Origin of the sequence: Enterococcus sp. MMGLQ5-1, from assembly GCF_013155265.1 — a bacterium.
Classification (GTDB): domain Bacteria; phylum Bacillota; class Bacilli; order Lactobacillales; family Streptococcaceae; genus MMGLQ5-1.
Window position 1 is genome coordinate 118952 of the sequence record NZ_JABJXU010000006.1, and the last position, 15357, is coordinate 134308.

General features: G+C 36.3%; 16 protein-coding genes. All 16 read right to left on the reverse strand.

What is annotated here, in order from left to right; all coding sequences use genetic code 11:
* Positions 1-294 precede the first annotated feature (294 nt).
* Positions 295-1263 (reverse strand): Gfo/Idh/MocA family protein, encoded by a 969-nt coding sequence (locus tag HOY35_RS07930; RefSeq protein ID WP_172211958.1) that lies wholly within the window; start codon positions 1261-1263, stop codon positions 295-297.
* Between the two features lie 393 nt (positions 1264-1656).
* A complete protein-coding gene (gene phoU, locus HOY35_RS07935; protein WP_172211956.1) occupies positions 1657-2331 on the reverse strand; it encodes a phosphate signaling complex protein PhoU in 675 nt (224 codons plus the stop codon).
* 26 nt (positions 2332-2357) lie between these two features.
* The gene (gene pstB / locus HOY35_RS07940) at positions 2358-3116 is read right to left on the reverse strand and encodes a phosphate ABC transporter ATP-binding protein PstB (RefSeq protein ID WP_172211954.1); all 759 of its coding nucleotides are present in this window, start codon (positions 3114-3116) and stop codon (positions 2358-2360) included.
* Positions 3117-3168: 52 nt separating this feature from the next.
* The gene (gene pstB / locus HOY35_RS07945; RefSeq protein ID WP_172211952.1) at positions 3169-3969 is read right to left on the reverse strand and encodes a phosphate ABC transporter ATP-binding protein PstB; all 801 of its coding nucleotides are present in this window, start codon (positions 3967-3969) and stop codon (positions 3169-3171) included.
* A 12-nt stretch (positions 3970-3981) separates the two neighbouring features.
* A complete protein-coding gene (pstA, locus tag HOY35_RS07950; RefSeq protein ID WP_172212223.1) occupies positions 3982-4866 on the reverse strand; it encodes a phosphate ABC transporter permease PstA in 885 nt (294 codons plus the stop codon).
* Positions 4866-5783, reverse strand: a complete 918-nt coding sequence (pstC, locus tag HOY35_RS07955; protein ID WP_172211950.1) for a phosphate ABC transporter permease subunit PstC — start codon at positions 5781-5783, stop codon at positions 4866-4868. The genes pstA and pstC overlap by 1 nt, the downstream gene beginning before the upstream one ends.
* A gap of 213 nt (positions 5784-5996) precedes the next feature.
* Positions 5997-6851, reverse strand: a complete 855-nt coding sequence (locus HOY35_RS07960; protein WP_172211948.1) for a phosphate ABC transporter substrate-binding protein PstS family protein — start codon at positions 6849-6851, stop codon at positions 5997-5999.
* A gap of 280 nt (positions 6852-7131) precedes the next feature.
* Positions 7132-8583, reverse strand: a complete 1452-nt coding sequence (cls, locus tag HOY35_RS07965; protein ID WP_172212221.1) for a cardiolipin synthase — start codon at positions 8581-8583, stop codon at positions 7132-7134.
* A 158-nt stretch (positions 8584-8741) separates the two neighbouring features.
* The gene (locus HOY35_RS07970; protein WP_172212219.1) at positions 8742-9437 is read right to left on the reverse strand and encodes an LrgB family protein; all 696 of its coding nucleotides are present in this window, start codon (positions 9435-9437) and stop codon (positions 8742-8744) included.
* Positions 9418-9825, reverse strand: coding sequence for a CidA/LrgA family protein (locus HOY35_RS07975; protein WP_172211946.1), 408 nt, complete (start codon positions 9823-9825; stop codon positions 9418-9420). Before HOY35_RS07975 ends, HOY35_RS07970 begins: the two co-directional genes overlap by 20 nt.
* 573 nt (positions 9826-10398) lie before the next feature.
* The gene (locus HOY35_RS07980) at positions 10399-10887 is read right to left on the reverse strand and encodes a peroxiredoxin (RefSeq protein WP_172211944.1); all 489 of its coding nucleotides are present in this window, start codon (positions 10885-10887) and stop codon (positions 10399-10401) included.
* 73 nt (positions 10888-10960) lie between these two features.
* A complete protein-coding gene (locus tag HOY35_RS07985; RefSeq protein ID WP_172211943.1) occupies positions 10961-11596 on the reverse strand; it encodes a CBS domain-containing protein in 636 nt (211 codons plus the stop codon).
* Positions 11597-11921: 325 nt separating this feature from the next.
* On the reverse strand, positions 11922-12626 hold the full coding sequence (locus HOY35_RS07990) for an ABC transporter ATP-binding protein (RefSeq protein WP_172211941.1): 705 nt from the start codon (positions 12624-12626) through the stop codon (positions 11922-11924).
* The gene (locus HOY35_RS07995) at positions 12626-13390 is read right to left on the reverse strand and encodes an ABC transporter ATP-binding protein (protein ID WP_172211939.1); all 765 of its coding nucleotides are present in this window, start codon (positions 13388-13390) and stop codon (positions 12626-12628) included. Before HOY35_RS07995 ends, HOY35_RS07990 begins: the two co-directional genes overlap by 1 nt.
* Complete coding sequence (locus HOY35_RS08000) at positions 13390-14337, reverse strand: branched-chain amino acid ABC transporter permease (protein ID WP_172211937.1); 948 nt, start codon at positions 14335-14337, stop codon at positions 13390-13392. The genes HOY35_RS07995 and HOY35_RS08000 overlap by 1 nt, the downstream gene beginning before the upstream one ends.
* Before the next feature lie 4 nt (positions 14338-14341).
* On the reverse strand, positions 14342-15217 hold the full coding sequence (locus HOY35_RS08005; RefSeq protein WP_172211935.1) for a branched-chain amino acid ABC transporter permease: 876 nt from the start codon (positions 15215-15217) through the stop codon (positions 14342-14344).
* Between the last annotated feature and the right edge of the window lie 140 nt (positions 15218-15357).

The window sequence follows — 15357 nt, forward strand, 5'->3', positions numbered from 1 at the left end:
CTACTGAATCAATTATTCAAACTGAGGCAATTGATATCGAAAAGGATGCAAGCGACTTTATCAAAAGCGAAGCAATTGATGATGTCCGATCAAATAATCAAAAAATAATTAAATAAAAATAAAATAAGCATTGGGCTAGATTAATCTAACTCAACGCTTATTTTCTGGCATTTTCATGTGACTCGCGCGTCCACTCGCTCATCAATGTGTCCTGAAATCCGTCAGTTGAACGCTTCGCGTTCATGACACATCCAGATGCATTCGACTCATCGCATAAATCTATATTAGCATAATTTATTTACCTTGACTAGACCATTCTTGATATAAACTAGCCATCATCTTAACACCTAGTAAGGTTAATTCAGGCGTCATCATATCTGAAATCAACTCACCAGCTAGAATTTTTTGATTGACATGATCAACCTCAAACTTAAAATCACTAGTAAAAGAAGCTTCGATAACTTCACTTGAACCATTATCATAGTTGATTTTTGCTTTTTGAGCACGCCAAAACTCTGGTATGACAATCTCACCTTTACTGCCAATAATTTTTAATTGCTTTTTTAAGCCTTTTCGAGTGGTCAAATAAATATTAGCCAATATCCCCGTTTCAAAACCAAGATGAATCATACTTTGAATATCAGAGCTCCCAGAAGGTAGCTGGGCAATACCATTAAAATCTTTAACCTTTTTATCTAAAATAAATGGTAAATAGCTAAATGCATATGGTGCCATAAAATGAACCGTGCCACCACCTGCTGATAAATCCTGAAACCATTTGATATGGTCAACCGAGGCATAGGCGGTGACCGAAAAGACAGAAATAATCTCACCAATCCGTTTTTCTTCAATAATTGCTTTAATTTTTTGAGTCATTGGTAAAAATAAGGATTTCTGCGCTTCCATCAAAAACACCTGCTGTTCTTTAGCAAGCTTAAAAAGCATTTTGGCTTGTTGATATTCAAGCGTAAATGGCTTTTCCAATAAAACGTGCTTGCCAGCTAAAATGGCATTTTTGGCGGTGTGAAAATGCCCCGCATTATAATTTGCAATATAAATCACATCAATGTCTGGATTATCAAATAATTCAGCTTCACTGCCATAATACGCTGGTATTTGATACTTTTCAGCATATGCCTGAGCATTTTCAAGCCGTCTTGAACAAATTGCTGCCACATGACCAAATTGGCTCTCACGAACGCCTGTGATAAATCTTGGCACAACTTGGGCAGTAGAAACAATACCATAATTAACCTTTTTCATTTTCAACGTACTCCTTTACTTGCTGGAAGAAAGATTTTGCAATTTCTCTAATGCTATTAAACCATATTTTAATTGATAATATTCAGTTAGACGACAATTCTCAAAAAATATTGACGCCATTGCGGTAAATCAACTACGAAATCAAAATCCTCCGAAGTAATCAATTGAAATACCATTCGGCTTTTTTCGCTGTAAGTAAAATCCTTCTAAAAGGATTTTGGCAGGTACTAAATCTTCAGCTTCTGTCATTTCTACATGAGCTAAATGAGCAAACCATTTATAAATCCTCATTTACTGACTGACACTTAAAGCACTAGCTTTAATTTTAAAACTAGACAAAAAAATATCCCTTATTTACTACGAAATAAAGAGATATTTATTTTTTATTATAGCTTATTCAATTGTATTATTATTTGATAATTCAGTAATTTTACCTGTCTTTAAATAAACAATCCATTCACATAAATTAGTTGAATAATCACCAATACGTTCTAGGTAGGTACAAACATGTAAATAGTCATTACCCGCCACTATTGTCTCTGGATTTTCTTTGATTGCTGAAATTGCGTGGCTTCTAATTTCATTAAACATTTTATTTATTTTATTGTCCCATGTCGCGACCTCACGAGCACGATCGGCATCAGATTGAATATAAGCATTAAGTGCTGCATCCAGCATTTTTTTTACTTCCTCACCCATAATTGAAATTTCCTTTTCAATCTCTGGTAAACGCTCTTCCCCTTTCATATGAATGGTGCTCTTACAAATCGAGACCGCATGATCGCCCATTCTTTCAAGATCACTTGAAGCTTTTAGAACAGTTATTACAGTTCTCAAATCAGTTGAAACTGGCTGCTGCAATGCGATAATTTCAAATGATTTCTTTTCAAGCTTAATTTCCAGCTCATTGATTTCTTCATCATCTTCAATTACTTCCTTTGCTAAATCCTTATCATGTGAGACAAAGGCTCGAACTGCCTTATTTAATTGCGCAGATACCTGTGTTCCCATCGAATAAAATTGATTGTGTAGCTTATTAAGCTGCTCTTCAAATTGTGTCCTTAACATAGCTTTTCTCCTTTAATTTACCCTTATTATCCAAATTTACCTGTAATATAATCCTCCGTTTGCTGCTCCTTAGGATTTAAGAAAATATTTTTGGTCCGATCATATTCAATTAAGCTACCGTCTAAAAAGAATGCTGTTCGATCTGAAATTCGAGAGGCCTGTTGCATATTGTGGGTAACAATAATCATTGTATACTTCTGCTTTAATTCTAAAAGCATTGCCTCAATTTTACCTGATGAAATCGGATCTAAGGCACTTGTTGGCTCATCTAATAAAATAACATCTGGGTTCACTGCTAAAACTCGCGCGATGCAAACCCGCTGCTGCTGTCCACCTGACAAGCCAAGTGCTGATTGATGTAGCTTATCTTTTACTTCCTCCCAAATTGAAGCATCCTTTAAGCTTTTCTCTACCGCTTCATCTAAGATTAGCTTATCCTTTACGCCATTTAAACGCAATCCATAGACAACATTTTCGTAAATTGAGAAGGGAAAGGGATTGGGCTGCTGAAAAACCATGCCAATTTCTTTTCTTAATTTAACAGTATCCATCTTTGCACCATAAATATTTTGCTGTTGATAATTAATTGTTCCTGTAATAGTAACCCCTGGCACTAAATCATTCATCCGATTGATTGAGCGCAATAAGGTTGACTTACCAGAGCCCGATGGACCAATCAGAGCTGTAATTTCACCTTTATAATAATCCATTGTAATATTATTAAGACTTTTTTTCTTTCCATAATATAACGATAAATCATTAACACTAATAATAGTTTCTGACATACCTACTCCTCTTCATCTAAAAACGTTATTCACTGCTATATCTGCTTTAAAACTAACCAAAATGACCAGAAACATAATCTTCGGTTGGTTTTAATTTCGGTCTCGTAAAAATTTTCTTAGTATGATCATATTCAATCAAATCACCTGCATAGAAAAAAGCAGTATAATCACTAATCCGAGCTGCCTGCTGCATATTATGAGTAACAATAATAATAGAATAATCATTTTTTAATTGAATTAAAGTTTCCTCTACGACTGATGTAGAAATCGGATCAAGGGCACTTGCGGGCTCGTCTAGTAATAATATATCTGGCTTAAGGGCAATCGCACGCGCGATACATAAACGTTGCTGCTGTCCACCAGATAAGGCCAAGGCTGATTTATTAAGCTCATCTTTGACCTGATCCCAAAGCGCCGCCTGCTTCAAGCTTGTTTCAACCGCCTCATCAAGCTTCGCTTTGTCTGTAATACCATGACGCTCCAAAGCAAAAGTAATATTTTTATAAATTGATTTTGCAAATGGATTGGGTCGTTGAAACACCATACCAATATGCTTACGCATTTCATAAACATTAACTGCAGATTGATTAATATCAATGCCCTTGTAATCAATTTCACCTGTCACTTTCGCACTCGCAATCGTATCATTCATTCGATTTAAAGAACGAAGATAGGTAGATTTACCAGACCCTGACGGTCCTATTAATGCAGTAATTTTATTCCTTTCAAAGCGCATATCAACACCCTTAATCGATTCATTATTACCATAATAAACATGTAAATTTTTGGTTGAAAGCGCAATTTCTTTATCCTCCAGCGTAATAATATGACGCTGACTAAAATCATAAGCCAAATTCTTTCCTCCTTATGCCGATGTTAATTTGGCATGCAATTTTTTACCGATAAATCTTGCCACTAAATTAAATAGTAAGACCACCAAAATTAACACAGCCGAAGCGCCTGCTGAAACCTGCGCAGCATCGGGAATATTGCCTTCACTATTTACTTTCCAAATATGAACAGCGAGTGTTTCCGCTTGTCTAAAAATACTAATCGGACTTGACACCGAAAGCGGATTCCAGTTTGACCAATCTAAAGCTGGCGCCGACTGTCCTGCAGTGTAAATCAAGGCTGCTGCCTCACCGAAAATACGACCGCTGCTCAAAACAATACCTGTCACAATTCCCGGTAAAGCTTCTGGAATAATAACGTGTAAAACAGTTTCCCATCTTGATAAGCCAAGTGCTAAGCCAGCCTCACGCTGCGTGAAAGAAATGGCCTTTAAGCTCTCTTCAACATTTCTCGTCATCAAGGGCAAATTAAAGACAGTGAGTGCCAAGGCGCCTGAAAGAATTGAAAAGCCGTAACCAATTTGAATTACAAATATTAAAAAGCCAAATAAACCAACGACTACCGAGGGTAAAGAGCTTAATATTTCAATTGCTGTTCTGATTAAACGTGTAAGCCAGTTGTCCTTCGCATACTCTGATAGAAAAATACCAGCTCCGAGAGAAATAGGAAAACTAATCAGCATGGTAATTAATAATAAGAAAAAGGAATTAAATAATTGAATACCGATGCCACCCCCGGCTTCATAGGATTTGGCTGGACTCGTCAAAAAATGCCAAGAAACATGAGGTAAGCCCTTTATCAGAATATAAAATAATAAGGAAGCCAGAATTAAAACGATTAGAGCTGAGATTAAATATAAAATACCTGTTGCAATTTTATCTACTTTTTTGGCATTCATCATTTTAGCGCTCCCTTCTTAGCAATCATGCGCATCGTAATATTAAAAATTAATGACATTACTAATAGTAATAACGCAAGTGACCATAAAACGTTATTTTCTAAGGTTCCCATAATTGTATTACCGATACCCATTGTTAAAACGGAGGTTAAGGTCGAGGCAGGTGTAATAAGACTGGTTGGCATAACTGCAGAATTACCAACAACCATTTGAATTGCTAACGCCTCGCCGAACGCTCTCGCCATACCAAAAACAACCGCTGTTAAAATTCCAGGCGTTGCAGCACGAAGTAAAACTCGCCAAATTGTTTGCCATCTTGTTGCCCCAAGGCCTAAGGAAGCCTCTTTATAAAACCTTGGTACAGCCCTTAAAGCATCAACCGTCATTGAAGTAACTGTTGGTAAAATCATCACAAACAAAACAAATGTGCCTGATAGAATACCAAATCCAGTGCCACCAAAAACATTGCGCACAAAAGGAACAATGACTGTTAAACCAATGAAGCCATAGACAACTGAAGGAATACCCACCAATAATTCAATAACTGGTTGTAATATTTTTGCACCACGTTTTGGTGAAATTTCAGTCATAAAAATTGCGGCACCGATTGCAAAAGGCGTTGCAACTAAGGCCGATAATAAAGTCACAATCAATGAGCCAAGAAACATCGGTAATGCACCAACCATTGGTTTACCATCACTACCTAGCTGGCTTGGATCCCATTGTGTACCGAATAAAAATTTAAAGATATTAACCTTATCAACAAAAAAGGTTGACAGACCCTTTTGAGCAACGAAAAGGAAAATCATTGCTACCACGATTACAATTAAACTAATACAGCAAAATGTAATGGTTTTACCAAATCGTTCTAATCTAGTACGTTTAGACTTTTTAAGTAATTCTTGATTAATTTCCAAACTGTTCTCCTTATCTCAAAAGCTGAAACGACCGTTTAGCAGTATACCGTTTTTAGATTACTATAACATTAAAGCTGCCAAAGCGACTTACTTACTATTTATTTAATGTTGCTAATCCACGGCAGACAATGCATCTTATTAAATTTTCTCCTTAAGCATTGACAAAGTGCTGATCGTAAAGCTAGATTACTCTCCATAATTATTATTTATCAATTAATTGGCAATTAGCTCACCTGCAGCATCACGTTTAACCTGCATCGAATGGACAGAAATGTATCCTAATTTTGTTACCAAATTATTTTGCACCTCTTCACTTAACATATAGGTCAAGAAATCTTTGGCTAACTCAGTTGGCTCACCTTTAGTATACATATGTTCATATGCCCAAATTTTCCAATCATTTATCTGCACATTAGCCTCTGTTGGCTTAACCCCATCGAGCGTTAGTGTTTTTACTGTTTTATCAACATAGCTAAACGCAACATAACTAATCGCTCCGGGTGTTTCCGCAACAATTGAACGCACCGTGCCAGAGGAATCCTGTTCCTGTGATTTTTTAGCAGCCTTACCATCCATAACCCATTTTTCAAATGTTGCTCTAGTACCAGAGCCATTCGCTCGATTTAAAATAACGATTTTTAGATTTTTACCACCAACCTCTTGCCAATTGGTAATCTCTCCTGTAAAAATTTTTCTAAGCTGCTCAGTCGTTATACCGTCAACACCAACATTTTTATTGACAATCGGTGTAATACCGACTACTGCGACCTGATGATCAACGAGCTCATCAGCCTTGATGCCGTCTTTTTCCTCAGCAAAAACATCTGAATTTCCAATCTGTACAGCACCCGCCTGAACTTGAGAAAGCCCTGTCCCTGAGCCGCCACCTTGGACATTAATAAATCTTCCGGGATTTTCATTAGAATAACTCTCGCCAGCAGTTTCGACAAGCGGCTGGAGTGCAGTAGAGCCAACCGCAGTGATTGATTCACCCTTATCAATCCACTTTGCACAGCCTGAAAGCAATAAGCAGCTTAATAAACCTACACAAATTAATAATTTCTTCATAAAAATAATACGTCCTCTCGTCAGGTAATAACAATAAATCCTGCCAAATTGATAAAAAAATAGGTTAAAATCGTCTAAAAAACAGTAAGCTTAGCAATTATTTCATAAAAAAAACTGATATATTCAGCTCGTTCAAATATTATCAGTTTAAACTTGTAATACAAATTTTTTATGAAGCAATTGTAAATTTTTTGTAAATTTTTAAAAATAATTCAATTGACATATTTCAAAAATTAAATATGATTCAAAATTTTCTAAAGTAAGCTGATTAATAAATTGCTTACAGTAATGGTGAAATCAATCGGGCAAGCCCTTCTTTCACTTTAATAATAAATGAACGCTGAGCATACATTTCTGCCGTCAAAACTGTTGATACCTTTTCATCTCTGTAAAACTGTTCTTGAACAATCTCTGCAAACTCATCATTATAAATAATTGTATTGACCTCAAAATCCAACATAAAGGATCGATTATCAATGTTTGCCGAACCAATTGATGCCAGCTGTCCATCAACAATCATTGTTTTAGCGTGGATAAAGCCTGGCTCATAGGTTTCAACAATTGCACCATATTCAATTAGCTCTGCGGCAAAGGAATAGGTAGCCCAATAAACAAAAATGTGATCGGGCTTGTTTGGAATCATTAGACGAACCTTAACACCACTCATTAAAGCGAGCTTTAGGGCATCATGAATCGCATCATCTGGAATATAATAGGGCGTCTGGACTAGGATCTCTTTTTTAGCAAGATTTATCATTTTCAAATAAGTCATCTTAATCTGCTGCTGCATTGAATCTGGACCACTTGTTACCATCTGAACACGCATATGCCCAGTAGTTTCAATTACCTCTGGAAAAAAGCGTTTGATATCCTTAATTTTGGCAACCTCTTGTGAATTCCAATCCATAATAAATCTATTCTGGTAAGAAATAACTGCCCGTCCAACAATTCTCAAATGATTATCACGCCAGTAACCAAATTTCTTAACCTCACCCAGATACTCATCGCCTACATTAAAGCCACCCGTATAAGCAATTTTCCCGTCAATCACCACAATCTTCCGATGATTTCGATAATTGAGGCGTGGATTAATCCAAGGTAAAAATAATGGGAAGAAGAAGACAACCTCGCCACCTAAGTCAATTAAGCTTTGAAAGTCCTTACGCTTAACACCATTGCTACCCCAAGCATCCAGTAATAAACGGACTGCTACACCTCGCTTTTGCGCTTCAAGCAGTGCCTGATAAACCCTTTTACCAAGGTTATCCATCCGAAAAATATAATACTCAAAATTAATTGTATCCTGAGCTTCATCAATGTCCTTCAACAAGGCCGCAAATTTTTCTTTGCCATCTGTATAAAGAATCAGCTCATTATCCTCAGAAAAATATGATTGCTCATGAATGGATAACATATAAATTAATGACAATTCATCCAATATTTCCGATTCCTTTTTGATTTCTGTAATTTTACGAATGTCTGATTGTTGTTTAGATAATTCCTCTAACCCACCAATTTTCTTTTGAATTCTCAAATCAAAGAGTCGCGTACTGCTAATCCCTCTTCCTAAGAAAATATAAAGAATAAAACCAACGATAGGAATAAATACTAAAATCAACAGCCAAGCCCAGGTGCTAGAGGTCTGCTTACGCTCTCGAAAAATAATAATTAAACTTAAAAATAAGTTAGCAATCAACAATAAAATGTATATATTTTGCATTATAAAACTCAAAATACTCTGAATAATCCACATAATCTACTCCAAATTCATTTCAATAAAAATCTCCCAAAAGCAAAGTTATTTTCAGTATAATCGAAATTTCATCATAAAAAAAGAAAGATTCAATACAATCTCTCTTTTTTTAAAATAATTATTTATTTTTTTTATTATTAATTCAATATTAAGCTTGCAATAATCGGTGAAAAGATAACATACATAATGCCGGTAACTCCGATTGATAGCCCAGCCATCGCACCCTCAACCTTACCGTACTCCATCGCCTTGCCAGTACCGATTGCATGACCCGTACCACCTAGCGCAACACCAACCGCTACTGGATCATCTATTTTCAATAATTTTAAAATGCCCGGTCCTAAAACCGAAGTCAAAATACCTGTTGCGACGACAACTACCAGAGTAATCGTTGCCAAACCATTCATTTTTTCCGTAATACCAACCGCCATTGCAGTCGTTACTGATTTAGGAAAAATAGAAATCGCAAGTAATGGCTTCATACCAAAAATTTTAGCAAAAATTGCTGTTAAGCTAATATTAACAATACTACCAATCGCACTACCAATAATAATTGAACGTGCATGGTGCTTCATCAAATGAAAAGTTAAATAAAGCGGAATCCCCAAGGCAACTGTCGAAGGAATAATTAATGTGTTTAAATAGACACCACCCTTATAATAATCTGCATAGGAAATACCCGTTATTTTCAAAAATAAAATAATTATGACCGTAGAAATTAACAACGGATTAGTCAATGCAGTTGTATACCTATAATGAAAACGTGAGGCAAGAAAATAAACTGAAATTGATAAAAGCAGACCGAAAAGAGGATTACTCGCCAACTGATGAATCATTCTCTAACGCCTCCCTTTTAGCCATATCAACATAGTCGCCTTCATAACGCTTTTTAATCCAGCCGACAACCTTCCCAATAATCAAAATATTAACAAAGAGGGCAATCAAAATAATCAAAGTAATTTGCCACCAAAACTGAATAATATCATTAAAGTGAGCCATAATCCCAACCCCAGCTGGTAAAAAAAGAATTGTCATATTCCCTAAGAGAAACTGACCTAGATCATGAATTTGTCTCAGTCGAATAACATGAAATTGCAGGGCTAAAAATAGTAAAATCATGCCGATAATACTACCTGGTATTGGCAAACTAAAAATATCTGAAATCATCTCGCCAATAAATGAAAATAATAAAATAAACATCAATTGTTTGTAAAATCTCAAACTCATCATCTCCTTTCAATATAATATCACTATTTTTCTGAAAAGTTTATGGAAATTATCGAAAATATTGCATTCAATTATAGAAAATAAAAATAGCGGCTCTATCATAAATTGGACTGATAAATATTTTTATGAGCCTTAAAATAATCCAAAAAAATTGTCCTACAATAAAATTGCCCGTATATTTGTGAATAGGCCAATCTTTCCATGAAACATCGGGCAATCCGCATCACATGAGGCATAATTTAGAAGAGTTTCTAAAGCTACAGCATTCAGGGCATCATGACATAAAGTAACACTGTGGCTCGCACTCAAGTCTTTTATGTTGGAGGTGCTAATAGCTAAAAACATTATCGCTAGCCCTGCACACTTTAGGGTGTGCCACCATGACAAAAACAGTCCGCCGAAGTAAACTGAAAGATATCCAGATTGAGCTGTTTAATCAAATCACCCCGCTTGACATTGACTCAAAAAAAGAGACTATCCAACTCAATATCTCACGCCAATCAATAAAATTCGATTAGTCATTTCAATAGGAATTGTTTGTCTCTTAAATTTAATCAAATAATTGTATTAGGAAAGGGCAATTGCAGCGGCTAATGCAGCTTGATAATTTGGCTCATCGGTAATTTCACTTAAGACCTCAGCATAAGCAATTTTGCCCGCTCTATCAACAACAAATACTGCTCGACTTAAATGGTTAAGCTCTGGTGCAAAAAGCCCATAGGCAGCACCAAACTGATTAGCATCATCATGCAAAACAGTCATATCAACACCCTTAGCAGCACACCAATTTGCTTGTTCCTCTTTTGTATTATTAGAAATTGATAAAAAGTGAATTGCTTTATTTTCACTCGCAAGTCGATTAAATGCCCGCGTTTGTAAATCACAAACGCTTGTATTAATATCTGGAAAAACACTTAGTATAACAGGTAAATCACGTCGTTTTTCTAGCTCAACCGTTTGATCATTCTGATCAAGTAATTTAAAATTTGGTGCAGTCTCACCAACAGAAATTGGTGCTAAATCGAAAGCATACTCACCATGTAAACTAATTTTCATCTCAATTTTCCTCCTCACAAACGATGCAATAATTCTTAATACAAATATGCCAATTAGCCTTTAGTCAAAAGATTTAATTAGCGGTCACACTCACAATTGGATATTTTGAACTTTCAAAGGCAGCTGTAACTTGACTAGCCGTGGCATCCTTTATTTGAATTTCAAGACTTACCCTATCCCGACGATTCACCATAATCGTATCAATTGATAAATGATGAGCCGCCAAGGTTTTCGCAACGTCCGCAAGCTCCCCAGGTGCATCTTCTGTAATCGCCAATACCAGATGAACACCTGGATGACCGTATCCTGATAATTCAAGAAAAGCATCAAAAATATCCTTATCCGTGATAATGCCATAGATTTGTCCTTCATCTACAACAGGTAAAACACCAATATTATTCTGACGCATTGACGCAATTGCCTCCTCAAGTAAGGCAAAGCGTGAAACTGTAATGACGTCTTTAATCATCACTTCCTTGACAGTTGTTTTATTTAATAAATAATTCATTTCATAAATAGATAAGCTTGTTGCTTTACTCGGTGTTGCATCTTTAATACTGCCTTCAGTCACTAAACCAACTAACTGATCATTTTCAATTACTGGTAACCGATGGATACCGTGCGCCTTCATTAATTCACTTGCTTTAGCAATCTTAGTATCCGGTGAAACATAGACCACTTTTTTTGACATAAAATCTTTTACTGCCACTCAAATCATCACCCTTCAAATTAATTAAAATAAACAATTACTTCGGTATTTATAATCGATAATGATGATTTATAAAAATATCATATAGAAACGATGCTATCTATCTACAAATAAAATTATACGTCATCCTAGTTAAATTCTCTCATAATATGCTTTGAAAATGAAGTAAATAATAAAAAAGGTTGGGTTAAAAAAACCCGACCTTACTTTGTTCGTATTATCATAAAAATATGGCAAAATACAAGTTAAAAAGCACTGAATTTCCGAACTTTAAGCGCCCCGATTTGATCTAACTCGACACTTTTAATCGTCTAATTTAGTCAAACTAGCCACCTAAGTATGCCTTTTTAACTTCCTCACTCGCTAATAGCTCTTGGCCTGTACCGCTTAATACAATATTACCTGTTTCAAGAACGTAGCCACGATTGGCAATAGACAATGCCATATTCGCATTTTGTTCAATGAGTAAAACAGTAGTACCCTGCTGCTGAATTTCCTTAATAATTTCAAAAATTTCTTGAATAAAAATTGGTGCTAAGCCCATAGAGGGCTCATCAAGCAACAATAATTTAGGCTTACTCATCAAGGCACGCCCCATTGCCAGCATTTGCTGCTCACCACCAGATAAGGTCGCAGCATCCTGATTTTTGCGCTCCTCTAGCCGTGGAAAGCGTTTGAAAACAGCCCGTAAATCATCTTGAATCCCCGCACGATCACTACGTAAGAAGGCGCCCATTTCCAAATTTTCTAAAACAGTTAAGCCTGTAAAGACATGTCGTCCCTCAGGTACTTGTGAAATACCATCCGCGACAATTTTTTGAGCTTGGATTTTGGTAATTTCTGCATCACGATAACGAATACTACCTTCACTCGCACTAACCAATCCAGAAATTGTTCTTAAAATTGTCGTTTTACCGGCACCATTAGCACCAATTAGGGAAACAATCTCGCCTTCATTTACCTCAAAGCTAACGTCTTTGACTGCTTGGATGACACCATAATGTACGCTTAAATTTTCAACTTTTAACATTAGGCTTCACCTCCAAGATATGCTTCAATTACGCGAGGATTATTCTTAACTTCCTCTGGACTACCACTTGCAATCACACGTCCATACTCCAAAACATAAATCCTCTCAGTAACCTCCATTACCAAGCTCATATCATGCTCAATTAGAATAATCGTAATCCCAAATTGCTTTTGAATTTGTTTAATTAATGCCGTTAATTCCGCCGTCTCTTGTGGATTCATACCAGCAGCTGGCTCATCTAAGAAAAGAATTTTAGGCTGTGTTGCTAATGCTCTAACGATTTCTAAGCGACGTTGTTGACCATAAGGCAGATTTTTTGCCAGTGTATCAAGGTTATTTTGGAGACCGAAAATCGTTAATAATTCAACAACCTTAGCCTGCATCTCCGCTTCTTTTTTATAAAAGCCCGGCAAGCGTAATAAGGAACTGAAAAAACGATCCTTTTGCTTTGTATTCATCGCAATCAAAACATTATCCATCACTGATAAATCTCTGAAAAGACGAATATTTTGGAAGGTACGTGACAAGCCTAAATCGGCAATTTTATAAGGTGCAAGACCGTTTAGAAGCTTACCTTCTAATTTAATAGTACCCTCAGTTGGCACATAAACACCTGTTAAAAGATTAAACAGAGTTGTTTTACCCGCACCATTTGGCCCAATTAAACCAATTAATTCATTTGCCTCAGCTGTGATATTCACATCACCAACAGCGGTTAGTCCACCGAAATTTTTTGTTAAATCTTTAACTTCAAGAAGAGCCATTATTTAGCCTCCTTTTTCTTTAATAATTTACCAAGCGAGAATTCCCAAGTACCAAGCAAGCCACCTGGACGGAAAATCATCACAATAATTAAAGCCAACGAATAAATAATCATTCGTAAATCGCCAAAATTTTGTAAATACATATTTAAAACACCCAAAACAACCGCTGCAATTACTGTCCCTGTAATACTACCTAAACCACCAAAAACAGCGATAATTAAAATATCAATTGATTTCATGAAGGTAAAATCCTTTGGTGTAACCGTTTGGATGAAGCCAGCATATAAAGAGCCAGCAATACTAGCAGTCATTGCACCAAGTACAAAGGCTAAAACCTTATATTTAGTTGTCCAAACACCCATGCTTTCAGCTGCAATTTCATCTTCACGAACGGATAAAATAGCACGTCCTGTCGCAGAACGGATAATATTCAAAGTGAGCACAGTTGTCACAAAGGCAATGACATAAACCATTTGCCAAGAGGTAAAAGGTGGAATACCAAATAATCCTGCAGGTCCGTTAGTCAAATCCCCACCATTAACAATCATAATCCTAATAATTTCAGAGACACCCAAGGTTGCAATCGCTAGGTAGTCACCCTTCAGCCTCAGTGTTGGAATACCAACCACTAAAGCAATCACGCCAGAAATCACCATACCGACTACAATTGAAATTGCAAAACCTGCATAGGTCGGATTTTGAATACCAATAATCGCACCACAATAGGCACCAATTGCCATAAAGCCTGCATGTCCAAGAGAAAATTGACCACTAAAGCCAATGATTAAATTCAGGCCAACCGCTAAGATTAAGTTAATCCCGATTTGCGTAATAATTTTGACTGCAAAATCATTAAAAACGCCTACCATTTGTAAAGCATAGATTAGAGCAAAGCCAAAAATACCAATAAGAAGCCATAAAAGATTAGTTGTTAAATTTTTCTTCATCTCTTTACACCTTCTCTTTCACATTTTTACCTAAAATACCAGCTGGTCTAACAAGTAAAATAATAATTAAAACCGCATAAACGACTGCATCACGATAATCTGACAGGCCGATCGCTGTCGAAATCGTTTCTAGCATACCGATAACAAAGCCTCCGAGAGCGGCCCCAGGAATAATACCAATACCACCTAAAACGGCTGCTACAAAGGCTTTAATACCCGGTGTCATTCCCATTAAGGGGTCGATTGAATTGTAATACAGACCAATTAAAACACCAGCTGCACCTGCCCACGCAGAGCCTAAAGCAAATGTATAGCTGATTGTCCGATTGACATTAATCCCCATCAATTGAGCTGCGTCGCTATCCACACTAACTGCTCGCATTGCCTTCCCCATTTTCGTTTTCTTAACGATCAATTGGAGTAAAACCATCAAAATAATTGAGACAGCAAGAATTAATAATTGAATATTAGAAACCGAAATTGGTCCTAAATCATATTTTTGGATATGCATTACTTGAGGGAAGCTGCGAGGTGATGAGCCAAAGAAATAGGTCATCGTGTTCTCAAGCAAGAAGGAGACACCAATTGCTGTAATTAATGCTGCAATACGTGTCGATTTTCTAAGTGGTCGATAGGCTAGAATTTCTATAATAACGCCTAAAAGTGCTGTTGTAGCCATTGTTGCAATCAAAGCAACCCATAAATTCATGTGTAGATGCTTGATGAAAAAATACCCTAAAAATGCACCCATCATATAAACATCACCGTGGGCAAAATTGATTAATTTAATAATACCGTATACCATTGTATAGCCCAAAGCTAACAAGGCATATATTCCTCCAAGAAAAAGACCATTAACTAATTGTTGGAGCCATTCCATAAAATTCACTTCCTACCAATAATTTTTTAAACAATCTGGCTATCTGAACAGATTGCTGATATCAATATCAGACAAATTGTCGTTAATCTAATATAGATAATTTCTATTATAAACTAAATGAGCTAGAGATACATCATCTC